Genomic DNA, 17,533 nt, shown 5'->3' on the forward strand with positions numbered 1-17,533 from the left:
AAGCCGGCTCTACCGTTGCCCCGGGATGCCGGCTCTACCGCCCCTGCGTCACCACGTGCCGGTGAGGTTGTCCGCGGCGGCGTACTCGGTGGGGACGTAAGCCAGCGTCTTCCCGGCCCCATCGGTCACGTTCCAGCCCGCTCCGGCGGGTGTCGGCACGAAGGCCACGGTCTCGCCGACGGCGAAGGCTGCACCGGGGTTGTCCTGCCGCGCCGGCCACTGCAGCGTGGCGGTCTGCTCTGCATTGCCCGGCACCTGCAGCTGCACTTTGCAGCCCTGCGCGTCAGTGGTGACTTCTTTGACTTCCATCGGCGGCAGCGGCTTGGCCGGCACGCGTTTGCGGGCGCTGCGTTGCTCGCTGGCCTTGAACGGCGCCTTCGACAATTCCACCAACCCCACCGACGCGGCCAGCGGGATCGACAGCGTCAGCACCATCGACACCAGCACGCCGGCCTCGCTGCTGTTGAGGTCCCCGCCGCCGGCGTGGGCGCGTGGGGTGAATACGGTGGTGGCCGCAAGCAGCAAGGCCAGGGCGGGTGTGGCGAAGGTACGGGACATGCGTGTCTCCAGGTACGAAAAGGGTCAGGGCGCGACCGGGGCAGCGCCTGCCACGGCGACCTGCGGTATCGAAAAGTCCTGTTGCAACTGGCGTCGCACGCGCAGGAAGTCGAACACGGATTCCACCGTCACCACCGAGTAATTGCCCGATACCCGCTCACCGGCGGGATGGTCGGTCGTGGTGGCATTGGCCACGAACAGGCGCGCGCCCAATCGCTTGCCCAAGCCGATGTGCAGCACGCTGGGCCGGTAGTCGTGGGTCTTCAGCCAGTCCTGCGCCTGCGTGCGATCCTGCAGCGGGGCGGTACCGTCGGCGCTTGCCATCGCCACCGCCAGCACTTCCAGCACCCAGCCGTTGGAATTCTGGAACTCGGTACGGAACGGATAGGCCACCGCGTTGTAGCGCGGCTCGTGCAGCGCATGCGCGGTGCGGGCGGGCGGCTGCAGCAGCGCTTTCAACCGCGCGCGCAGAGGCGCATCGGGGATGCCGATTCGCAGGTCGGTGTGGCCACCGGTTTCGCCGATGAAGTTGGCCAGCCCTTCGCGGTACAGCTGCGAACGGTCGGTCTTGCAACGGTTGAGCAGGTGCACCGCGCGCCAGCGTCCATCGGCTTCGCGCAGCAGGAAGGCCAGATGGCTGTGGCGCAGGCCGTAGCGGCTCAGGTCCTGGCCACCGCGTGCGGCGACCACGATGTCGACGTCCGGCAGCGCTTCCAGTTGCTCGGCCGTGGTCCATGCCATGTCGAACATCGCCGCTTCGGCGGCCGGGCTGGGGTAGCGCTCGCGGCAGGTGCCGCTGTCGGCCCAGGCAGACGCCGGGGCAAGGAGCAGCAGCAGGGCGAGGTAAAAAGCGAGACGTTCCATGTGCCGCCGATGATAGACGGTCACCGGGGCAGCGGGGCGCCCACGCCCAGTCGCCGTTTCACCTCGGCGGCCACGCGCGTGGTCTCGCGCAGCGGCGCGATAGGGCCGTGTGACCAGTCCAGCCAGCGCGGCTGCAGCCGGCCACGTTCCTGCAAGGCACGGTGGAAGCGGGCCAAGCGGCCCTGCACTACATCACCCAGCGCCACCATCACCGGCAGCCGCGTGGCGCAGGCTTCAGACAACAGGTTCACCGAATCCGGCGATGCCACCACCCGGTCGGCCCAGCCCAGCAGGCCGGCGTACGGGTTCACGCCATCGCCGCCATCGCCCCAGATCACGTGGGGCACATCGGCGAAGGTCGCGCGCAGCGCATCGGACAGTGCCGGCGGCGTGCGGCGCGACGTCGTGGCCAGCAGGCTGCCGCCCTCGCTGCGCAGCTGCGACGCTACCTGCTCGAACACCGTGCGCATGGCGTCCTCGGTCCATGCCGCATGCGCCGTCGGCCCCCCCACCAGCAAGGCCGTACGTGGCCCGGGCAGGCTGCCGAAGTCAGCGAACGCGGCCCGCCCCAACGACAGCCAGTCGTCGTCGACCGGGTTGAGGCTGCCGAGCAGGGTCAGCACATTGCTGCCGCGCAGGGCGTCATGCTCGGGCACGATCACCAGATCCCAATGGCGCGCATTGATGCGCGGGTCCAGGATCTGCACGACCTGGCTGCCGCGTGCGCGCAGCACCCGCAGGGCACCGGCGGCTTGGCGTCCACAGCCGATCGCCAACGCAGGAGGTGTCGCAGCCAGCGCTGCGAAGGCCGTTCCATAGCCCTGCGCGTCACCGGGCAGGCGGCGTGGCGACAGCCAGCGCCACGGTGCGCGTGGCGCGAGTGTCAGCGGCTGATGGGTGCCCAGACGCAGGGCACCGGCCAGTGCCACGGCCTGGCGGACATTGCCGGCGCGGCCATCGGTAATCGTCGAGGGCGCACTCGATCGTTGCACGATTGGCATTAATTCGTTTCAACCCTGCTGGGTGTTGCAACAGACGCGACACTCTACACTGCCTCGCATGGACCCGGCCGTTGCGGCATTGCCACCGCAGCCCGGCCCGCGATCCGCTGCGGCGGATCTCCCACCACTCCCAGGAGGATGCATGTCGCACGAACTCGACGCTGTCGCACTCGATCAGTTGTTCCGCACTGCCCGCACCGCCAACAGCTTCCACGACACCCCGGTGGACGAAGCCACGCTGCGTGCGCTGTACGACCTGGTGAAGTTCGGGCCGACCTCGGCCAACTCCAGCCCGGCGCGGTTCGTGTTCGTCACCTCCAAGGAAGGCAAGGCCAAGCTGGCGCCCGCGCTGTCCGAGGGCAACCTCGCCAAGACGATGGCCGCGCCGGTCACGGTGATCATCGCGCATGACCTCGACTTCCACGAGAAGCTGCCTTATCTGTTCCCGCATGCCGATGCGAAGAGCTGGTTCGACGGCCCGCAGGAAAATCGCCAGAAGCCCGCACTGCTCAATGGCAGCCTGCAGGGCGCCTACCTGATCCTGGCCGCACGCGCGCTGGGTCTGGATGCCGGCCCGATGACCGGCTTCGATCCGGCCAAGGTCGACGAGGCATTCTTCGCGGGCACGTCGCTGCGCAGCAACTTCCTGGTCAACCTGGGCCATGGCGATGACGCCGCCCTGTTCCCGCGTTCGCCGCGCCTGTCCTTCGACGAAGCCGCTCGCATCGTCTGAACCGCCTTTGTGTTTGAATCGGCCCGTCCCGCGCGGTCGGGTCGATGTTTGCAGTCCATTCCCTTACCGAAATCGAGAGAGAGTCCGAACATGACCAAGACCCATAAGCTGCTGCTGCCGCTCGCCCTGACCCTGGCGATCGCGGCCTGCTCCAAGCCGGCTGAAGAAGCGGCTGCGCCGGCTGCTCCGGCCGCCGATGCCACCGCACCGGCCGCTGCTGCGCCGACCACCACCCCGGCCACCGACGCCGCTGCCGCTGCCCCGGCCGAAGCCGTGCAGATCGCATCGGGCACCTACAAGCTCGACCCGACCCACACCGACGTGCTGGCGCAGTGGAGCCACTTCGGTTTCTCCCACCCGACCGCCCACTTCGGCAATGCCGAAGGCACGCTGGTGTATGACGCGGCCGACGTGACCAAGTCCACCGTGGAAGTGAAGCTGCCGCTGACCGGCCTGAACAGCTTCACCGCTAAGTTCGACGAGCACCTGAAGAGCGCCGATTTCTTCGACGCCGGCAAGTTCCCGGCCGCCACCTTCAAGAGCACCAAGGTGGAAGCCGCGGGCACCAACAAGCTGACCGTCACCGGTGACCTGACCATCAAGGACCAGACCAAGCCGGTCACCCTGGACGTCACCATCAATGGCGGCGGTGAGCACCCGATGGCCAAGGTGCCGGCGGCTGGTTTCGATGCCACCACCACCATCAAGCGCAGCGATTTCGGCGTCGGCGCATATGCCCCGAACGTCAGCGACGAGGTCAAGATCCGCATCACGACCGAAGCCACCGGCGAAAAGCCGGCTGCCTGATCCACGGCAGGCTGCATGAAAAACCCGCCGGTGACGGCGGGTTTTTTTTTGCGGCGTAGTCGATACGTACTTGAAGACGTTGCGCGCTGCTTGGCGTCGATGCTCACCTGGAAACCCTTGCGTACTGCTCGGCGTCGACACGTACTTGGGAAAAATTGGCGCGCTGCTTGGTAGCGCCGAGCCACGCTCGGCGGAAACCTTGGCCGCGCGTGAACCGCGAACTGCGCCGCTGCGCTCGCCGAGCATGGCTCGGCGCTACCGCGATGGCGCGTCATCCGTCGCGATGGTGCCTCGTCTGTGGGGTCAGGTCAGGCGCGTCTGCAGCCAGCGGTCGGTCACCGCGATTGGCGTCAGGCGTGGGGTGATCTTCAGGTCGAGCGCGCGCACGAAATCCTGCGCGGCGCGGCCGTACGCCTGGCGGGCCACCAGTGCGGCCTGCTTGGTGCTGGCCTGCTGCGTGCGCAACTTCACCAGATGCACCGAAGGGCGTCCGGGCGGCGAGAACTTCTGGTCGCGGCGCAGGATGTCCGCCACCAGGTTCATATCCGTATCGGCTTTCAGCGCCGCGTGCTTGGTCTGCAGCAGGGACATCAACAGCGTGCGCAGGCTGGTGGACTCGCCGTGGGGGGCCAGCAGGGAATCGAAGGCAGCATCGTCGGCCTGCAGGCGCTCGAGCGCCGCGGCGAGGGTAGGAACAGAGAGGTCGGTCATGGCGCGATTATCGCGCCAATCGGGGTGGCGTGGCGGGGGAACAGCGTGGCCGGTCGCCGGTGTTGTTGGTGGTGGTGCTGTTGCTGCTCTGGCTCTCGCTCTCGCTCTTGCTCCGGTAGAGCCGACTTCAGTCGGCTGGCACCGTCATCGTCCGCGATGGGGCAGCCGACTGAAGTCGGCTCTACCTTCGGCTCTACCCTCGGGAGGGTTCAATCGCCGTCGCTGTCATCCGGGTGGGCTTTCCAATAGCCGGTGGAGCGGATCCAATCGCGTGGCACGGCGTGGTGGCCTTCGAAGAACTTGCGCATCATGCGGGCGCGGCGGGATTCGGTGGCGATCCAATAGAACACGTCGCCTTCCGGGGCCTCGAAGTCCACCAGCGCATCTTCCAGCAACGAACTGCTGGCCGCCGGGAAGCCATTGCGCTCCAGCCACTGGATGCGCACGTTGTCCCCCTGCGGCAGGTCCTGGCGCTCTTCTTCGTCGGCCACTTCGATCAGCACCTGCACCTCGGCCGTTTCAGGCAGCACCTCCAGCCAGCGTGCAATCGCCGGCAGCGCCGTTTCATCGCCGATCAGTACATAGCCGTCGTAGTCATCGGCCACCTGGAACGACCCGCGCGGGCCGCCCACGGCCAGCGTGTCGCCCGGCTGTGCGCGGGCAGCCCACGGGCCGGCGACACCGTGGTCGCCGTGCAGCACGAAGTCGATGGCCAGCTCGCCCGCTTCATGATCCCAGCCGCGCGGCGTGTAGTCGCGGGCCGGCGAATGCTCCTTGCCTTCCGGGTAACGCGGGCCCTCGGCGGTCATGGTCGGCAGCACCATCTCGCCGCTGCTGTTGGGGAAGAACAGCTTGATATGGTCGTCGGCGCCGGGCGAATCGAAGCCGGCCAGATCGGCACCGCCCAGGATCACGCGACGCATGTGGGGGGTGATGTCTTCGGTGCGCAGCACGGTCAGTTCGCGGAAGCGGACATCCAGGCGCAGGCGCTTGTTTTCGTGGTGGGACATGGGGGATTCCTGCAGAGAGTAGGGCGCAGACGCGCAGGTCGACCGGGCTGGCTCAGGCGGGCGGGGTCGAAGAATCGGGGGGTGTGACAGGTTGGCCGTTCAGCAGCGCGGTGGCACGCAACAGGTAATCGGCCACCTGCTCGGCTTCGCCGTCCACCCAGCGGCCGTGGTGACGGACCAGCGCGACTTTGAACTGGCGCAGCGCATCGCGCAGCGCGGGCGGCATGTCGGCCTTGGCGATATCGCGGGCGCGGTGCCAGGCGCGGTGCTGGGCTGCTTTCACTTCATCGCGGCGCGCCAGCAGTTCGGCGCGGCCGGTATCGGTGATGTGGAAACGCCGGCGGCCGGCATCGTCCTCGCCGAGTACCCAGCCGGCCTGTTCGAAGCTGGCCAGCAGCGGATACATGGTGCCAGCGCTGGGGGTGTAGGCCCGGGCGAAGAGCTCGCTGACGTGCTGCATGAGCTCGTAACCGTGGCGCGGCTGCTCGCCCAACAGGGCCAGCGCCAAGAGGCGCAGGTCGCCCCGGCTGAGCAGGCGGGTGGGGGAGGGAGCGGGACGCGGGGGAGTCATTTCGATATATCGGTACCGGGTGTCGAAACGATATATCGATAAGGAGTGGGAAGCAAGCACACGGTAGTGACGGCCGGTGGCCGTCATTCACGGAAGAGGGGGGTTTCCCGGCACTGCGGGAGTTCGGTGCCGACTGAAGTCGGCACTACCGAGGCTGTGGGTTCCGGTGCCGGGTAACGGCTGACGGCCAGCGGCCGTCACTACCCGGGGTTACAGCTCGCCGCGGGCGACCTTGTCCTGGATCGCGGTCAGGTAGCCGTCCAGTTCGGCCTGCGAGGCGAAGATCTCTTCTACCGGCACGGCCTTCACCAGTTCGAATACCTTGCGCACGCCTGGCTGCGGTTGCATCACCAGTACGCGGCCGGCGTGGGCGTGCAGGGCCTTGCGGGCGCGGAAGATCGAACGCAGGCCGGCACTGGAGATGTATTCCAGCCCCGCCAGGTTGAACTCCAGGATGTGGGTGCCGTCGTGCAGCAGGGGCGCCATCGCCTCATCCAGCTGCGGATGCGTGCTGCCGTCCAGCCAGCCGGACAGGAAAATCCGTTGGTAGGGGCCATCACCGGGCTCGATTCGCAGGCTCAGACGGGGCATGGCTTACTCCTGACGCGGCGCTGCCAACGGCAGCAGCAGATGGACACGGTTGCTGCCATCGCGGCGGCAGTAGATAAAACGGGTGCACAGCGAGCGGACCAGATGCAGGCCCCAGCCGCCGACTACGCGATCCTGCAAGGGCGCATCCAGGTCCGGCGCGGGCACGGCGGCGGGATCGAAGGGCCGGCCGGTATCGCGCAACTGCAGTGCCAATCCATCGTCATCCAGGGTTGCAGTGACGTCGAGAGTCACTTGCGACAGCTCTCGCTGATGCACCAGCACATTGCCGAACAACTCATCCACCACCAGCCGCGCGCGCTGGCGAGGTTCCTCCTGCAGGCCCATCGCCAGCAGCCCGCGCTCCAGCCGCGAAAGCAACGAGTACAGCCCATCGCGATCAGCGGGCGCGCGCAGATGCAGCGGCGGCCACGACAGCTGCCGGCCCACGCTGAGCAGGGCCAGGTCGTCCAGGTTGCCGGCCCCTACGCAGAACGCCTGCAGCGCCGCCACCACCGCATCACAGACGCGGCGATCGTCGGCGACATCGGTCACCACCGCCAGCACGCGCTCCATGCCGAACCAGCGGTGCTTCGGGCACTGCGCTTCGCTGATGCCATCGGTATACGCCAGCAGGTATTCGCCAGGGCCCAGCAGCCCGCGCGCGCAGGGAAACACCGATCGCGCATTGATACCCAGCGCCGGCCCGCTGCGCATTGGCACCACCGTCGCCTGCCCATCGGCGCGCCGCAGCAACGGCGATTCGTGCCCCGCGCTGGCCAGCTCGAACTGGCCGGTGGCCACGTCCACCACCCCGCACAGCACGGTGGCGAACATGCACGCCTCGTTGCGCTGGGCCACGTGGCGTGCGGCCTCGGCAAGGATGTGCCCCGGCTGGCGGTGCAACTGCATGGCTGCCTCCAACAACGTCAGCACCCGCGCCATGAACAACGCGGCCGGTACGCCGCTGCCGGATACATCGCCGATCACGAAGCACAGCGTGGTGCTATCCAAGGGCGCGATGTGGTGGAAATCCCCGCCGACTTCGCGCGCCGGCACCAGTACCGTGGAACTGCGCAGCACGAAGCCATCGGCCTGCAGCTGCGGCGGTGGCGCCAGCATGCCCTGCTGGATGCCACGGGCGATGCGCAGCTCGCTTTCACTGCGCTCGCGGGCGCTGGCCATGTGCTCGATGGTGTGCATCTGCTGCAGGATGGATTGTCGCGCCCGCTCGAACGCCCGGCTCATCTCGCCCACTTCGTCGTGCTGGCGCGGGTAGGGCAGCGGTTGGTTGAAGTGGCCCACACTGAAACGGCGCGCGGCGGCGGTCAGCGTTTCCATCGGCAGCAGCAGCCGCTGCGCATGGCGTCGCACCAGCAGCAACCAGACCAGCACGCCCAGCACCCCCAGGCCCACCGCCCACCAGGTCACCCGGCGCAGATCGCCCAGCAGCAGATCGTGGTCGGCCGACAGCACCACCTGCCAGCCGGCCTGCTCCAGCGGGGCGATGCGGCTGAGGAAACGGGTGCCATCGCGACCCTGATGGTCGAAGCCTTCGTCGTCGGGCAGCGGGGGCTGCTTGGGATCGAACAGCGGCGCCAGGTCCGGCCGGTGCTGCAGGTAGCGCCGTAGCGACATGCCGGGTTCTATCTCCGGCGCAGAGCTCAGCACCACGCGGTGGTCCGGCGCCAGCAACGTGGCGCGCAGGCGCGAGGTGTGCGGCAGTTGGCCCAGGTCGTGGCGCAGGCGCGCCAGCGGTACGTCCACGCTGACCAGCCCGGCCGGCAGCAGTTCGCCGGGCAGCCGCAGCGGCACGCTGTAAGTAATGAACAACCGGCCCTCTTCGCTGGGATTGGCATACGGTTCGGACCACCACGGGCCCGTGGCATGCAGGGCTTTGCGGTACCACCTACGCTGCCGGCCGTTGAGGTCCAGATCGGCGCCGCAGCGCTGCTGCACGGCCCCATCCAGCAACACGTCATGGCAGGCGTAGCCATCGGGCATGCCCGGCACGCGGTCGGGTTCGATGATCACCGTGGCGCCGTCCACGTTAGGGTCGGCCACCACCGCCGCATGCAGCAGCCCGTGCATCTGGTTGGTATCAAAGGCGTTGCCGGCCAGCGGGGCCAGCAGCATGTCGCCGGTGATCTGCGCCGAACGCAGCGAGTTGCCCAGGCTGCGCGCGGTCTGCTCGGCCAGGTGGTTCAGCTGCGCCATGGCCTGCTGATGCACCAGCGCACGGCCCCCCAGATAGAACAGTGTCACCAGCAGCAGCAACAATGCCGCCTGGACCAGGCACGACCACAGCATCAGCTGGGTACGCAGACTGCGTCCGCGCGGGGGCACAGGGGGTGCAGGCGGGGGACGGCTGCGCATGACCTCATCCTTGGTTTTCCGTCCCGGATCAATGGCATGGCGGGGCCCGGCGGGGCAAGGAACGGGTTCCGCTGCGCACGTAACGTCTTGGAAACATTGGCCGGGACAGCTTTGGACAGTCCGCAGACAAACAAGCCATTTACGACCATACGCACGCGTAGCCAAGTGACGGAAGCCCCCGGTGCGCTACACTTTGCGGTCTAGAAATCAATAACAGTCGCGCGCGTGCGTGCGGTAATGGGAGCGCTAATGAACTGGTTGAACGAGCTGCTGAACAACGACCCGAACCCGGTGGAAAGCCAGGAGTGGATCGAGTCGTTGAAGGCCGTGATTGATGTCGAGGGCCCCGAGCGCGCGCATCAACTGTTGGAAGGCATGGTGGAGCTGACCCGTCGTTCGGGCGCGTACCTGCCGTTCTCTCCCACCACCGAATACGTGAACACCATCGCGCCGAACCTGGAGGCCAAGAGCCCGGGCGACGCCGATCTGGAATGGCGCATCCGCTCGATCATCCGCTGGAATGCGATGGCCACGGTGGTGCGTGCCAACCGCAAGCCGGGCGACCTGGGCGGCCACATCGCCAGCTTCGCCTCCGGCGCGACGCTGTATGACGTCGGCTTCAACCACTTCTGGCGCGCCCCGAGCGACAACCATCCGGGCGACCTGCTGTTCATCCAGGGCCACAGCGCCCCGGGCATCTATGCGCGTTCTTATCTGGAAGGCCGCATCGACGAAGCGCAGCTGGACAAGTTCCGCATGGAAGTGGACGGCGGTGGCCTGTCGAGCTATCCGCATCCGTGGCTGATGCCCGATTACTGGCAGACCCCGACCGTGTCGATGGGCCTGGGCCCGCTCGCCGCGATCTACCAGGCGCAGTTCCTGCGTTACCTGGAAAACCGTGGCCTGATCGAGAAGTCCGACCGCAAGGTGTGGTGCTTCATCGGCGACGGCGAGAGCGACGAGCCGGAAACCCTGGGCGCGATCGCGCTGGCCGGCCGCGAAGGCCTGGACAACCTGATCTTCGTGGTGAACTGCAACCTGCAGCGCCTGGACGGCCCGGTGCGCGGCAACGGCAAGATCATCCAGGAACTGGAAGGCGTGTTCCGTGGCGGCGGCTGGAATGTCATCAAGCTGCTGTGGGGCGGTTACTGGGATGCCCTGCTGGCCAAGGACACCGATGGCGTCCTGAAGAAGCTGATGATGGAAACCGTCGACGGCGAATACCAGAACTGCAAGGCCTTCGGTGGCGCGTATACCCGCGAGCATTTCTTCGGCAAGTACCCGGAAACCGCTGCGATGGTGTCCGGCCTGTCCGACGATGACATCTGGCGCTTGAACCGTGGTGGCCACGACCCGCACAAGGTGTTTGCCGCCTACCACCAGGCCGTGAACACCAAGGGAATGCCGACCGTGATCCTGGCCAAGACGGTCAAGGGCTACGGCATGGGCAGCGCCGGCGAGGCACTGAACCCGACCCACCAGACCAAGAAGCTGGACGACGAAGCGGTGCGCCACTTCCGCGACCGGTTCAACATTCCGGTGACCGACGAGCAGCTGAAGGACGGCCAGGTGCCGTTCTATCACCCCGGCCCGGATTCGCCGGAAGTGAAGTACCTGCAGGAACGCCGTTCCGCGCTGGGCGGCTACCTGCCGCAGCGTCGCCGCAAGGCCAGCAAGAGCTTCAACGCACCGAAGCTGGAAACCTACGAGCGCCTGCTGAAGAGCAGTGGCGAGCGTTCGTACTCCACCACGATGGCCTTCGTGCAGAGCTTGAACATCACCCTGCGTGACAAGGAACTGGGCCCGCACATCGTGCCGATCGTGGCCGACGAAGCCCGTACGTTCGGTATGGAAGGCCTGTTCCGCCAGATCGGCATCTACGCCCCGTTCGGCCAGAAGTACAAGCCGGTGGATGCGGACCAGCTGATGTTCTACCGCGAAGACCAGAGCGGCCAGGTGCTGCAGCAGGGCATCAGCGAGCCGGGTGCGATCGCCTCGTGGATGGCCGCTGGTACCAGCTATTCGGTCAGCAACGTGCCGATGCTGCCGTTCTACATCTATTACTCGATGTTCGGCTTCCAGCGCGTGGGCGACATCGCGTGGCAGGCAGCGGACATGCGGACGCGTGGCTTCCTGCTGGGCGGCACCGCCGGCCGCACCACGCTGAACGGTGAAGGCCTGCAGCACGAAGATGGCCACAGCCATCTGGCTGCCGGTGGCATCCCGAACGTGCGCAGCTATGACCCGACCTTCGGTTATGAAGTGACGGTGATCCTGCAGCACGGCACCAAGGCGATGATGGAAGATCAGATTGATGAGTACTACTACATCACCCTGATGAACGAAAACTACACCCACCCGGAAATGCCCGAAGGTGCGGCCGAAGGCATCGTCAAGGGCATGTACCTGCTGACCGACGCCGGCAAGCCGAAGAAGAACGAGCTGCGCGTGCAGCTGCTGGGTTCGGGCACGATCCTGCGCGAAGCGATTGCCGCGGCCGAGCTGCTGGACAAGGACTTCGGCGTGACCGCCGATATCTGGAGCTGCCCGAGCTTCAACGAACTGCGTCGCGATGGTTTCGATGCCGAGCGTTACAACCGCATGCACCCGGAAGGCGAGCAGCGCAAGGCGTACGTGACCGAGCTGCTGGAAGGCCGCCAGGGTCCGGTGGTTGCCGCGACCGACTACGTGCGTGCGTATGCGGACCAGATCCGTGCGTTCATCCCGGGGCACTACACCGTGCTGGGTACGGATGGTTTTGGTCGTTCGGATACGCGGGCGAACCTGCGTCGCTTCTTCGAGGTTGACCGGTACTACATCGCGCATGCTGCTATTGCGGCGCTGGCTAAGGAAGGGAAGATGACGGGTAAGGATGTGGCCCGGGCGATCAAGCAGTACAAGATTGATCCTGAGAAGGGTAATCCGGTTGGGGTTTGATGCCCATTGTTTATGAGCCAGAAAGAGGCAGCCAAGTGGCTGCCTTTTTTTGCGATGATGTCTGAAAAATCCGAACATGCCGGGGGGGGGACATGCAAAAGTATTTCGAGAATTACGTCAAGGAAGTTGCCGCCTGTAGTAATGAGGTTGAAGCCAGGGTGCGGGTAATTGTCGGGGTTCGACTTCTGCTCCAGCAGGCAGTGTTTGGCTTGTTGGAATGGGTTGGGAACAAGGCGCCAGATCCGTCGCTAACCCCTCCAAAGTACGTAGTGGATTCGCTCTGGAAGCCGGCGGATGGAAGTTTGGTGGATGCTCTGGACGCGCTACTAATCGCTGCTGAACAGACTGGCTGGTCTGGCGTCTCTCGCCTTCTGCTGAAAAGCGTTCTGGATAGGCCCGCAGCGGAACTATGTGGCAACCATCCTAAGAACCTGCTTGGGCTACTTCGCGCGCTCGTGCAACTACGAAACGATGGCGGTGAGGGGCATGGACTGTTCGGCGGCTACATGCCCGCGCAAGAAGCCGATGCGTTCAAATTTCTTGTAGATTCTCTCCAGTCAGTCCTTCCTCGAGCGGATCAGTCGGGTGGCTCTGCCAGATTTGGAATTGACGCGGACGTCATCGAATTAAAGTTTCTAAAGGCGAGGGATGGCATTCCTGCGCTGATAAGGCGAATTCAACGCCTTGCGTCCGACAGAGTCCGTGTCTATTGCCAGATATTAGATGGAGCTGGGATTCGGGCCGACTTCAACTACGATGCACCTAATCCATTTGAGGCGCTACGTGGAAAGGGGCTTCCCTCGCTTTTGGAGTGGCAAAATGAATGGGGCGCCAGAGTCTCAATGCCCGACAGGAAGACTGACTCATTCACCGGCCGAATTTCACAGATCGACGAGCTTCTTGAGTGGTATGAAGATGAAGGTGCGCGGGCCTGCCTTGTCTACGGTGACGGCGGCTTTGGTAAGACGACTCTAGCAATTGAATTTGTGCATCGAATTCTCGATCAGGAGGTGGAAGTCGCCTGGAAACCAAAGATCGTTATCTTCTACACTGCGAAGAGAACGCAGTGGGGCCTCAATGGCCTAGAACCAATTAAGTCTGGCCAACCACATTTGATAGAGCTCCTCGCCAATATAAACGTTCTGATCTTCGGATCTTACCCTGCGCCTGATTTCTACAGGTTGGACTTTATTGCGGCCGTTTCCAATCTTCAGGGGCGAATGACGGAAGAGGGGGTCAAAAGAAAGGACGTATGGCTGGTAATTGATAACACGGAAACGCTGATGTCTGACGATGGCGAGAGTAGAGCCGTCGGGCGCGAGCTTAAGGAAATAGCGCGAAAGATCGGACGGGTGCTCTTGACGTCAAGAAGAAAGGAGCATTTGGAAGCGACGCCTATCGAGGTGCCAGTACTCGAAATGGCAGAGGCAGTGGAATTCGTTCGTGAGCGATCGCGCAAGTTGAACTGCATATTGGCAGTTAACACGAAGGTCGAAGAACTTCAGCGAGAGATTGAGAAGATTGAGCGCCGGCCAATTGTTCTTGAAGCTTTTGTCAGTGCGCTCTGCGACCCATCAACAAGGAAAATTGAGCGCGCAACGGAACGCGTTGCAAAGATGCTGAATAAGGATCTCGGGGACTTCCTGTTTGCTGATGTATGGTCGCGAATAGAGCTTAAGGAGCGACGCGTACTTCTTCTAATGGCCAGGGTCGCAGACGTGCACCAGTCCTACTCCCTTAGGGTCTGCTGTGAAGTGGCTGGCGTCACTGTTTCCTCCATGGAGCAAGTGTTGGAGGAATCTAGGGGGATCGCGTCCGTCGTTACTGTTTCGGGTGACGTACATATTGGATTCACCAAGAATTTTATCGACTTTTCGAAGGGAAAGCAGGTTGTACTCCCAGGTGGAAGTGCGAGTCCAACCGAAGCCGAGGTTGCAAAAATAGCCTCAAGAATATCTTCTCTCGTAAAGACTGCGTCTCGTTACAAGGTGGGCCCTGGTGACGAAGCCTTCCGAACTCCGCTGGCTAAGGCGGCTGAGATGGCTCGTCGCGAGGGAGACATCGTCGAGAGCCAAAGGCTGTTTGAGCAGGCAGTAGCCTCGGATAGCTTGAACGGGCATCTTCGTGAGCGATTTGCTTACTTCCTATTTTCAGCAAAGCAGGACATTGATGCAGCATTGCATCAAGCCAAGATCGCGGTTGAACTCCTTCCTGATCAGGGGGAGGCTTGGTTTATGAGGGGGCTTATTGAAGCGCGTCAGGGGGATGTGCGCGCTTGCGATACTTCATTGGCGAAGGCCGAGGATCTCGGCGTAAGTTGGTACAGATGCTCTGTTCAGAAGTGTTGGGGTTACTTGAAGTCGCGACCGCCTCAGCTCCCGCTTGCCACTAAGGAGCTACTTCGACTGGACACATACTTGCGGTCCAAGGATAGTGATCGACGTGTTTCGGGTGAGGTGGAATTGTTGAAGCGCCGGCTGCAAGCCATCAATGAAAGAAAGGTGGGGGAGGCCGTTCCACGTATGACATTGGCGAAAAAGCGTGGTTTAAATAGGGGTTAGCCGCAGTCTCTTGTTGCGCACTACATTCTGTCTCACTTAGTTTGAGGGAAAGTTTGGGTAGGCAAGGGCGCCCTCTGTAGCGCTTGGCTAGCGTTTCAGGGGGCGGCTTGGCGGTACAGTGGGTGGGCGCGTCGCTGGATCCAGGGATCACCTCCTGATTCTTCAGAAGGGTGCGGGCCCCCTGACGCCGCACGTGTAGCGAAGCCTCTGCGCCGAACTCGCAGGTTGCTTGAGGTGCAATGCGACGAGGCTGCTTTAGTGGCTGCCGGATTCCATTGCAAGAAGGATTTCGACATTAGGGTCTGGGCGTGGTTTTCTAGAGCAACGGCTGTGCGGTAATTGCTTTGCGCTAAGTATGCAAGCAGCCGCGCGCCAAGTACGTCAGCGGCCCTGATTCCTTCCAGCAAGTCGCTGCTGTGGCGTTAGGCAAGTACGGGTGAGGGGTGGGCGCATAAGTGCGGCAGCGTGATGCGCGGTTCATCCAGAAACATCGACCTTCTCGTGCCAAAATCCAGAGAAAGTGAGCCTACGGCCGTCCCACAGTTGAGTGACGTAGTCACGGGGTTCGTAACCTCCGGACGATTTCGCCTCTTCCTCCCTCAGTACTTCGTGGAGCCGAGAAAAAACACGACTGGCCGGGCCGATCTGGCTCCGAAGCCTTCGGAGTTGTGGCCAAGTACACGCGGAGATCCATGCGCTAGTGATGGGGCGCCCATAAGCATGTGTACGGGCCACGCTTCTCGACAGTGCAAACAAGAAGCAGGATGTGGGCAGCTCGCCCTTCTTCGCATTGAGCCGCATCGCCTGCGCGATGCCGAGCGGCCCCTCCGACAAGAGCCAGGCGCCGACCGTATTTCCCCAGGTGTCGACCTCATCAGCGAAGTTCTTCGCGCGGCTGGCTCGCTGTCGAACATTATCGGTATCGTAGTCTTGCCATTTGAGCTGAAACAGTGCGAGTTCACCCGTAGCTCTGTCAAAAATAGCGGCATCAATGTCGGTAAGAATTCGACCACCTTGCTTGATCACTATTCCTCCGCTGACGCATACATAGCGACGACCTCCAAAGAGCGAGAAGAGGTCGTCCCTGAGCCAACTCTCCCGACGCTTCGATATGGCGTTGATAGAGGATGCGTTTCGCCAATTTGAGATCATCTTGAACTGCGAGAGAGGATTGGCGCCCAGGCTTGAGGTTGGGCGTATGATCATCCCGTTACCTAAGTCGACGAACATTGGTCGAACGGGCGTCATCTCCCTGAGGAGGCGGTCTGAATCCTTTGCACTCACGGTTAGGTAATCCATAACGCTGCTCACAACATCAGCGGAGAGGGATGCAGCGCCCGCGATGGCTTCAAGCAGCTTCTGTCGAGGTTCCCAGAGAGTTAGGCAGGCGGCCAGATCAAGTTGGGGGCGCGCCTCTACAGCAATGAGGCAGAATTTGACGTGCTTCTGATAGACGCTGACCAAAAATGCCAGAACCTTCAATAAATCGTGGCCCGTAAAAAGTTCAAAGTCGGTAGATGGGTGAATGCCGCCCTGTGAAAACAATTCTTCTAGATACAGGTCCGCGCGATCAATAAAGTAACTATCAACTAAGGGGTCAGCGTCGTACTGAATGAAGGTCCCGTATGGCGTCTCCCATGGGCGCACGAGCGATGCCATCGTCCTAAAAATTGATTCGCGATCCCATTCCGTCCGGGGCTCACGAGAGCATCGCCAATACGCACCAATAGAATCGGAATGTTCGTCGGTTTCAGAGTAAGGAATGATCGTCCAGCCGTGCGACGGGTGCGCCTCTGACGTCCAACTCTCCTCTAGGTCCCTCCATTGGCCTTCCTCCATCGCGTCCAGTATATGAAGGCCGAACTGATCGGTGCAGCGAAGGGTGAGACTTCCATCTTGATCTACGTGGGTAACTTCCATCATTCCTAACCGAATCATCTCTGCTGATCTGCGCAGCAGGGCGGCCACTCCAAACTGCCTTAGCAGGTTCGTGGCGGTGATCTTGCTATCAGCGCTCGACTCCGACATTGGAATGCCACACTCCCGCAGAGAGGGCAAGAGCTCTGCGGTCGCTAGGTTCATTCCCCATATGAGCATGGAATGCTGTCGGCCAAACTCACATGGGCCACTGACGCTTGTGACGATGAAACTCAGGTCTAAGCAGCGTTGCATCTCGAGAAGTAGGAATGTACGGTGAGCTGCTTCTTCCGGTATTACTTGGCGAATACGCCGAAGTGCCTCATCCCCAATATCTTGAATCGCATTGGCATCGACCGGGCGGTTCTGAGTCATTGCATTCTCCCAACAGCTAGTTTCTGACATCGTAACGTCCGCTGATGCACGTTCAGAGCGTTTCGTCGCGGCTTTCGAATGAATACCGTCCTGATGGGCGCGCGCGGGCATATGGTGTGATCAACGCAGCGAGTGGCGCCACATCATCTGGCGAGGCCATGTCAAGTAGGCGTGGTCATCCTGAGCGCAAGGGCCGGAGAGGGGGCTGATTCCATAGGCCGCGGCAGTCGCCAATGGGCTCTGAATCCCCATCCTCTAGCATGCAATGTAGAAGGTAGGTCAGGGTGGGTAGTGCGAGCGGATTGAACCCGCTCATTTGGATAGCTCTCAACTGACTGGGAGGTGCTCGGGAAGCTTGAATGGGGTGCAAACGGCAGCAGGGCATGGCCCCCGGCGGTGAGGTGACTGGCCGAGTGTCCCTGGTCCTGTCAAAATGCGTCAGATTGCGTGCAGTCAGGCCCAGTGGGGATAGGTCTGCACATTTGGTACCTTCGGAGGATGGCTTGGGTGCGCTGAATTGGCCT

At 63.1% G+C, this 17,533-nt stretch carries 13 protein-coding genes; 4 read left to right on the top strand and 9 right to left on the bottom strand.

Annotated elements, in window-relative coordinates; translation table 11 throughout:
* Positions 1-48: 48 nt before the first annotated feature.
* The 3 genes from ABRP17_RS10290 to ABRP17_RS10300 are packed head-to-tail and all read right to left on the bottom strand — an operon-like array spanning position 49 to position 2,423.
* Entirely contained in the window at positions 49-558 is a 510-nt protein-coding gene (locus ABRP17_RS10290; RefSeq protein ID WP_188325880.1) for a hypothetical protein, read from the bottom strand.
* 24 nt (positions 559-582) lie between these two features.
* Positions 583-1,422, bottom strand: coding sequence for a DUF2145 domain-containing protein (locus ABRP17_RS10295; protein ID WP_349984736.1), 840 nt, complete (start codon positions 1,420-1,422; stop codon positions 583-585).
* Positions 1,423-1,442: 20 nt separating this feature from the next.
* Positions 1,443-2,423 (bottom strand): mitochondrial fission ELM1 family protein, encoded by a 981-nt coding sequence (locus ABRP17_RS10300; protein WP_349984735.1) that lies wholly within the window; start codon positions 2,421-2,423, stop codon positions 1,443-1,445.
* A gap of 142 nt (positions 2,424-2,565) precedes the next feature.
* On the opposite strand from ABRP17_RS10300, the gene ABRP17_RS10305 reads away from it, so the two are divergent.
* Positions 2,566-3,156, top strand: coding sequence for a malonic semialdehyde reductase (locus tag ABRP17_RS10305; protein WP_192095951.1), 591 nt, complete (start codon positions 2,566-2,568; stop codon positions 3,154-3,156).
* Positions 3,157-3,246: 90 nt separating this feature from the next.
* The gene (locus ABRP17_RS10310; RefSeq protein WP_188325884.1) at positions 3,247-3,963 is read left to right on the top strand and encodes a YceI family protein; all 717 of its coding nucleotides are present in this window, start codon (positions 3,247-3,249) and stop codon (positions 3,961-3,963) included.
* A 303-nt stretch (positions 3,964-4,266) separates the two neighbouring features.
* Here the strand turns inward: ABRP17_RS10310 and ABRP17_RS10315 are convergent, their stop codons facing one another.
* The 5 genes from ABRP17_RS10315 to ABRP17_RS10335 all read right to left on the bottom strand — a co-directional run bounded on the left by ABRP17_RS10315 (position 4,267) and on the right by ABRP17_RS10335 (position 9,219).
* Positions 4,267-4,674 carry a hypothetical protein gene (locus ABRP17_RS10315; RefSeq protein ID WP_349984734.1) on the bottom strand — a complete coding sequence of 136 codons (408 nt, stop codon included), beginning with the start codon at positions 4,672-4,674 and terminating at the stop codon, positions 4,267-4,269.
* A gap of 209 nt (positions 4,675-4,883) precedes the next feature.
* Positions 4,884-5,684, bottom strand: a complete 801-nt coding sequence (locus ABRP17_RS10320) for a siderophore-interacting protein (RefSeq protein ID WP_349984733.1) — start codon at positions 5,682-5,684, stop codon at positions 4,884-4,886.
* Positions 5,685-5,736: 52 nt separating this feature from the next.
* Positions 5,737-6,255 (bottom strand): PadR family transcriptional regulator, encoded by a 519-nt coding sequence (locus tag ABRP17_RS10325; RefSeq protein WP_349984732.1) that lies wholly within the window; start codon positions 6,253-6,255, stop codon positions 5,737-5,739.
* Between the two features lie 210 nt (positions 6,256-6,465).
* The gene (locus ABRP17_RS10330; protein ID WP_349984731.1) at positions 6,466-6,846 is read right to left on the bottom strand and encodes an STAS domain-containing protein; all 381 of its coding nucleotides are present in this window, start codon (positions 6,844-6,846) and stop codon (positions 6,466-6,468) included.
* A gap of 3 nt (positions 6,847-6,849) precedes the next feature.
* The gene (locus tag ABRP17_RS10335) at positions 6,850-9,219 is read right to left on the bottom strand and encodes a SpoIIE family protein phosphatase (protein WP_349984730.1); all 2,370 of its coding nucleotides are present in this window, start codon (positions 9,217-9,219) and stop codon (positions 6,850-6,852) included.
* Between the two features lie 249 nt (positions 9,220-9,468).
* On the opposite strand from ABRP17_RS10335, the gene aceE reads away from it, so the two are divergent.
* Positions 9,469-12,156, top strand: coding sequence for a pyruvate dehydrogenase (acetyl-transferring), homodimeric type (gene aceE, locus ABRP17_RS10340; protein ID WP_349984729.1), 2,688 nt, complete (start codon positions 9,469-9,471; stop codon positions 12,154-12,156).
* A 92-nt stretch (positions 12,157-12,248) separates the two neighbouring features.
* Positions 12,249-14,717: a hypothetical protein gene (locus ABRP17_RS10345; RefSeq protein WP_349984728.1), complete on the top strand. Its 2,469-nt coding sequence runs from the start codon at positions 12,249-12,251 to the stop codon at positions 14,715-14,717.
* A gap of 477 nt (positions 14,718-15,194) precedes the next feature.
* Here ABRP17_RS10345 and ABRP17_RS10350 read toward each other — a convergent pair whose 3' ends face one another.
* Complete coding sequence (locus ABRP17_RS10350; RefSeq protein WP_349984727.1) at positions 15,195-17,009, bottom strand: hypothetical protein; 1,815 nt, start codon at positions 17,007-17,009, stop codon at positions 15,195-15,197.
* Positions 17,010-17,533: the final 524 nt, after the last annotated feature.

Origin of the sequence: Stenotrophomonas sp. WHRI 8082 (assembly GCF_040223995.2) — a bacterium.
In the GTDB taxonomy this organism is placed as follows: Bacteria; Pseudomonadota; Gammaproteobacteria; order Xanthomonadales; family Xanthomonadaceae; genus Stenotrophomonas.

Excerpts from the sequence above, each read along its gene's own strand:
- ABRP17_RS10290 (WP_188325880.1), bottom strand. The coding sequence starts at position 558 with ATGTCCCGTACCTTCGCCACACCCGCCCTGGCCTTGCTGCTTGCGGCC.
- ABRP17_RS10295 (WP_349984736.1), bottom strand. The coding sequence starts at position 1,422 with ATGGAACGTCTCGCTTTTTACCTCGCCCTGCTGCTGCTCCTTGCCCCG.
- ABRP17_RS10300 (WP_349984735.1), bottom strand. The coding sequence starts at position 2,423 with ATGCCAATCGTGCAACGATCGAGTGCGCCCTCGACGATTACCGATGGC.
- ABRP17_RS10305 (WP_192095951.1), top strand. The coding sequence starts at position 2,566 with ATGTCGCACGAACTCGACGCTGTCGCACTCGATCAGTTGTTCCGCACT.
- ABRP17_RS10310 (WP_188325884.1), top strand. The coding sequence starts at position 3,247 with ATGACCAAGACCCATAAGCTGCTGCTGCCGCTCGCCCTGACCCTGGCG.
- ABRP17_RS10315 (WP_349984734.1), bottom strand. The coding sequence starts at position 4,674 with ATGACCGACCTCTCTGTTCCTACCCTCGCCGCGGCGCTCGAGCGCCTG.
- ABRP17_RS10320 (WP_349984733.1), bottom strand. The coding sequence starts at position 5,684 with ATGTCCCACCACGAAAACAAGCGCCTGCGCCTGGATGTCCGCTTCCGC.
- ABRP17_RS10325 (WP_349984732.1), bottom strand. The coding sequence starts at position 6,255 with ATGACTCCCCCGCGTCCCGCTCCCTCCCCCACCCGCCTGCTCAGCCGG.
- ABRP17_RS10330 (WP_349984731.1), bottom strand. The coding sequence starts at position 6,846 with ATGCCCCGTCTGAGCCTGCGAATCGAGCCCGGTGATGGCCCCTACCAA.
- ABRP17_RS10335 (WP_349984730.1), bottom strand. The coding sequence starts at position 9,219 with ATGCGCAGCCGTCCCCCGCCTGCACCCCCTGTGCCCCCGCGCGGACGC.
- aceE (WP_349984729.1), top strand. The coding sequence starts at position 9,469 with ATGAACTGGTTGAACGAGCTGCTGAACAACGACCCGAACCCGGTGGAA.
- ABRP17_RS10345 (WP_349984728.1), top strand. The coding sequence starts at position 12,249 with ATGCAAAAGTATTTCGAGAATTACGTCAAGGAAGTTGCCGCCTGTAGT.
- ABRP17_RS10350 (WP_349984727.1), bottom strand. The coding sequence starts at position 17,009 with ATGACTCAGAACCGCCCGGTCGATGCCAATGCGATTCAAGATATTGGG.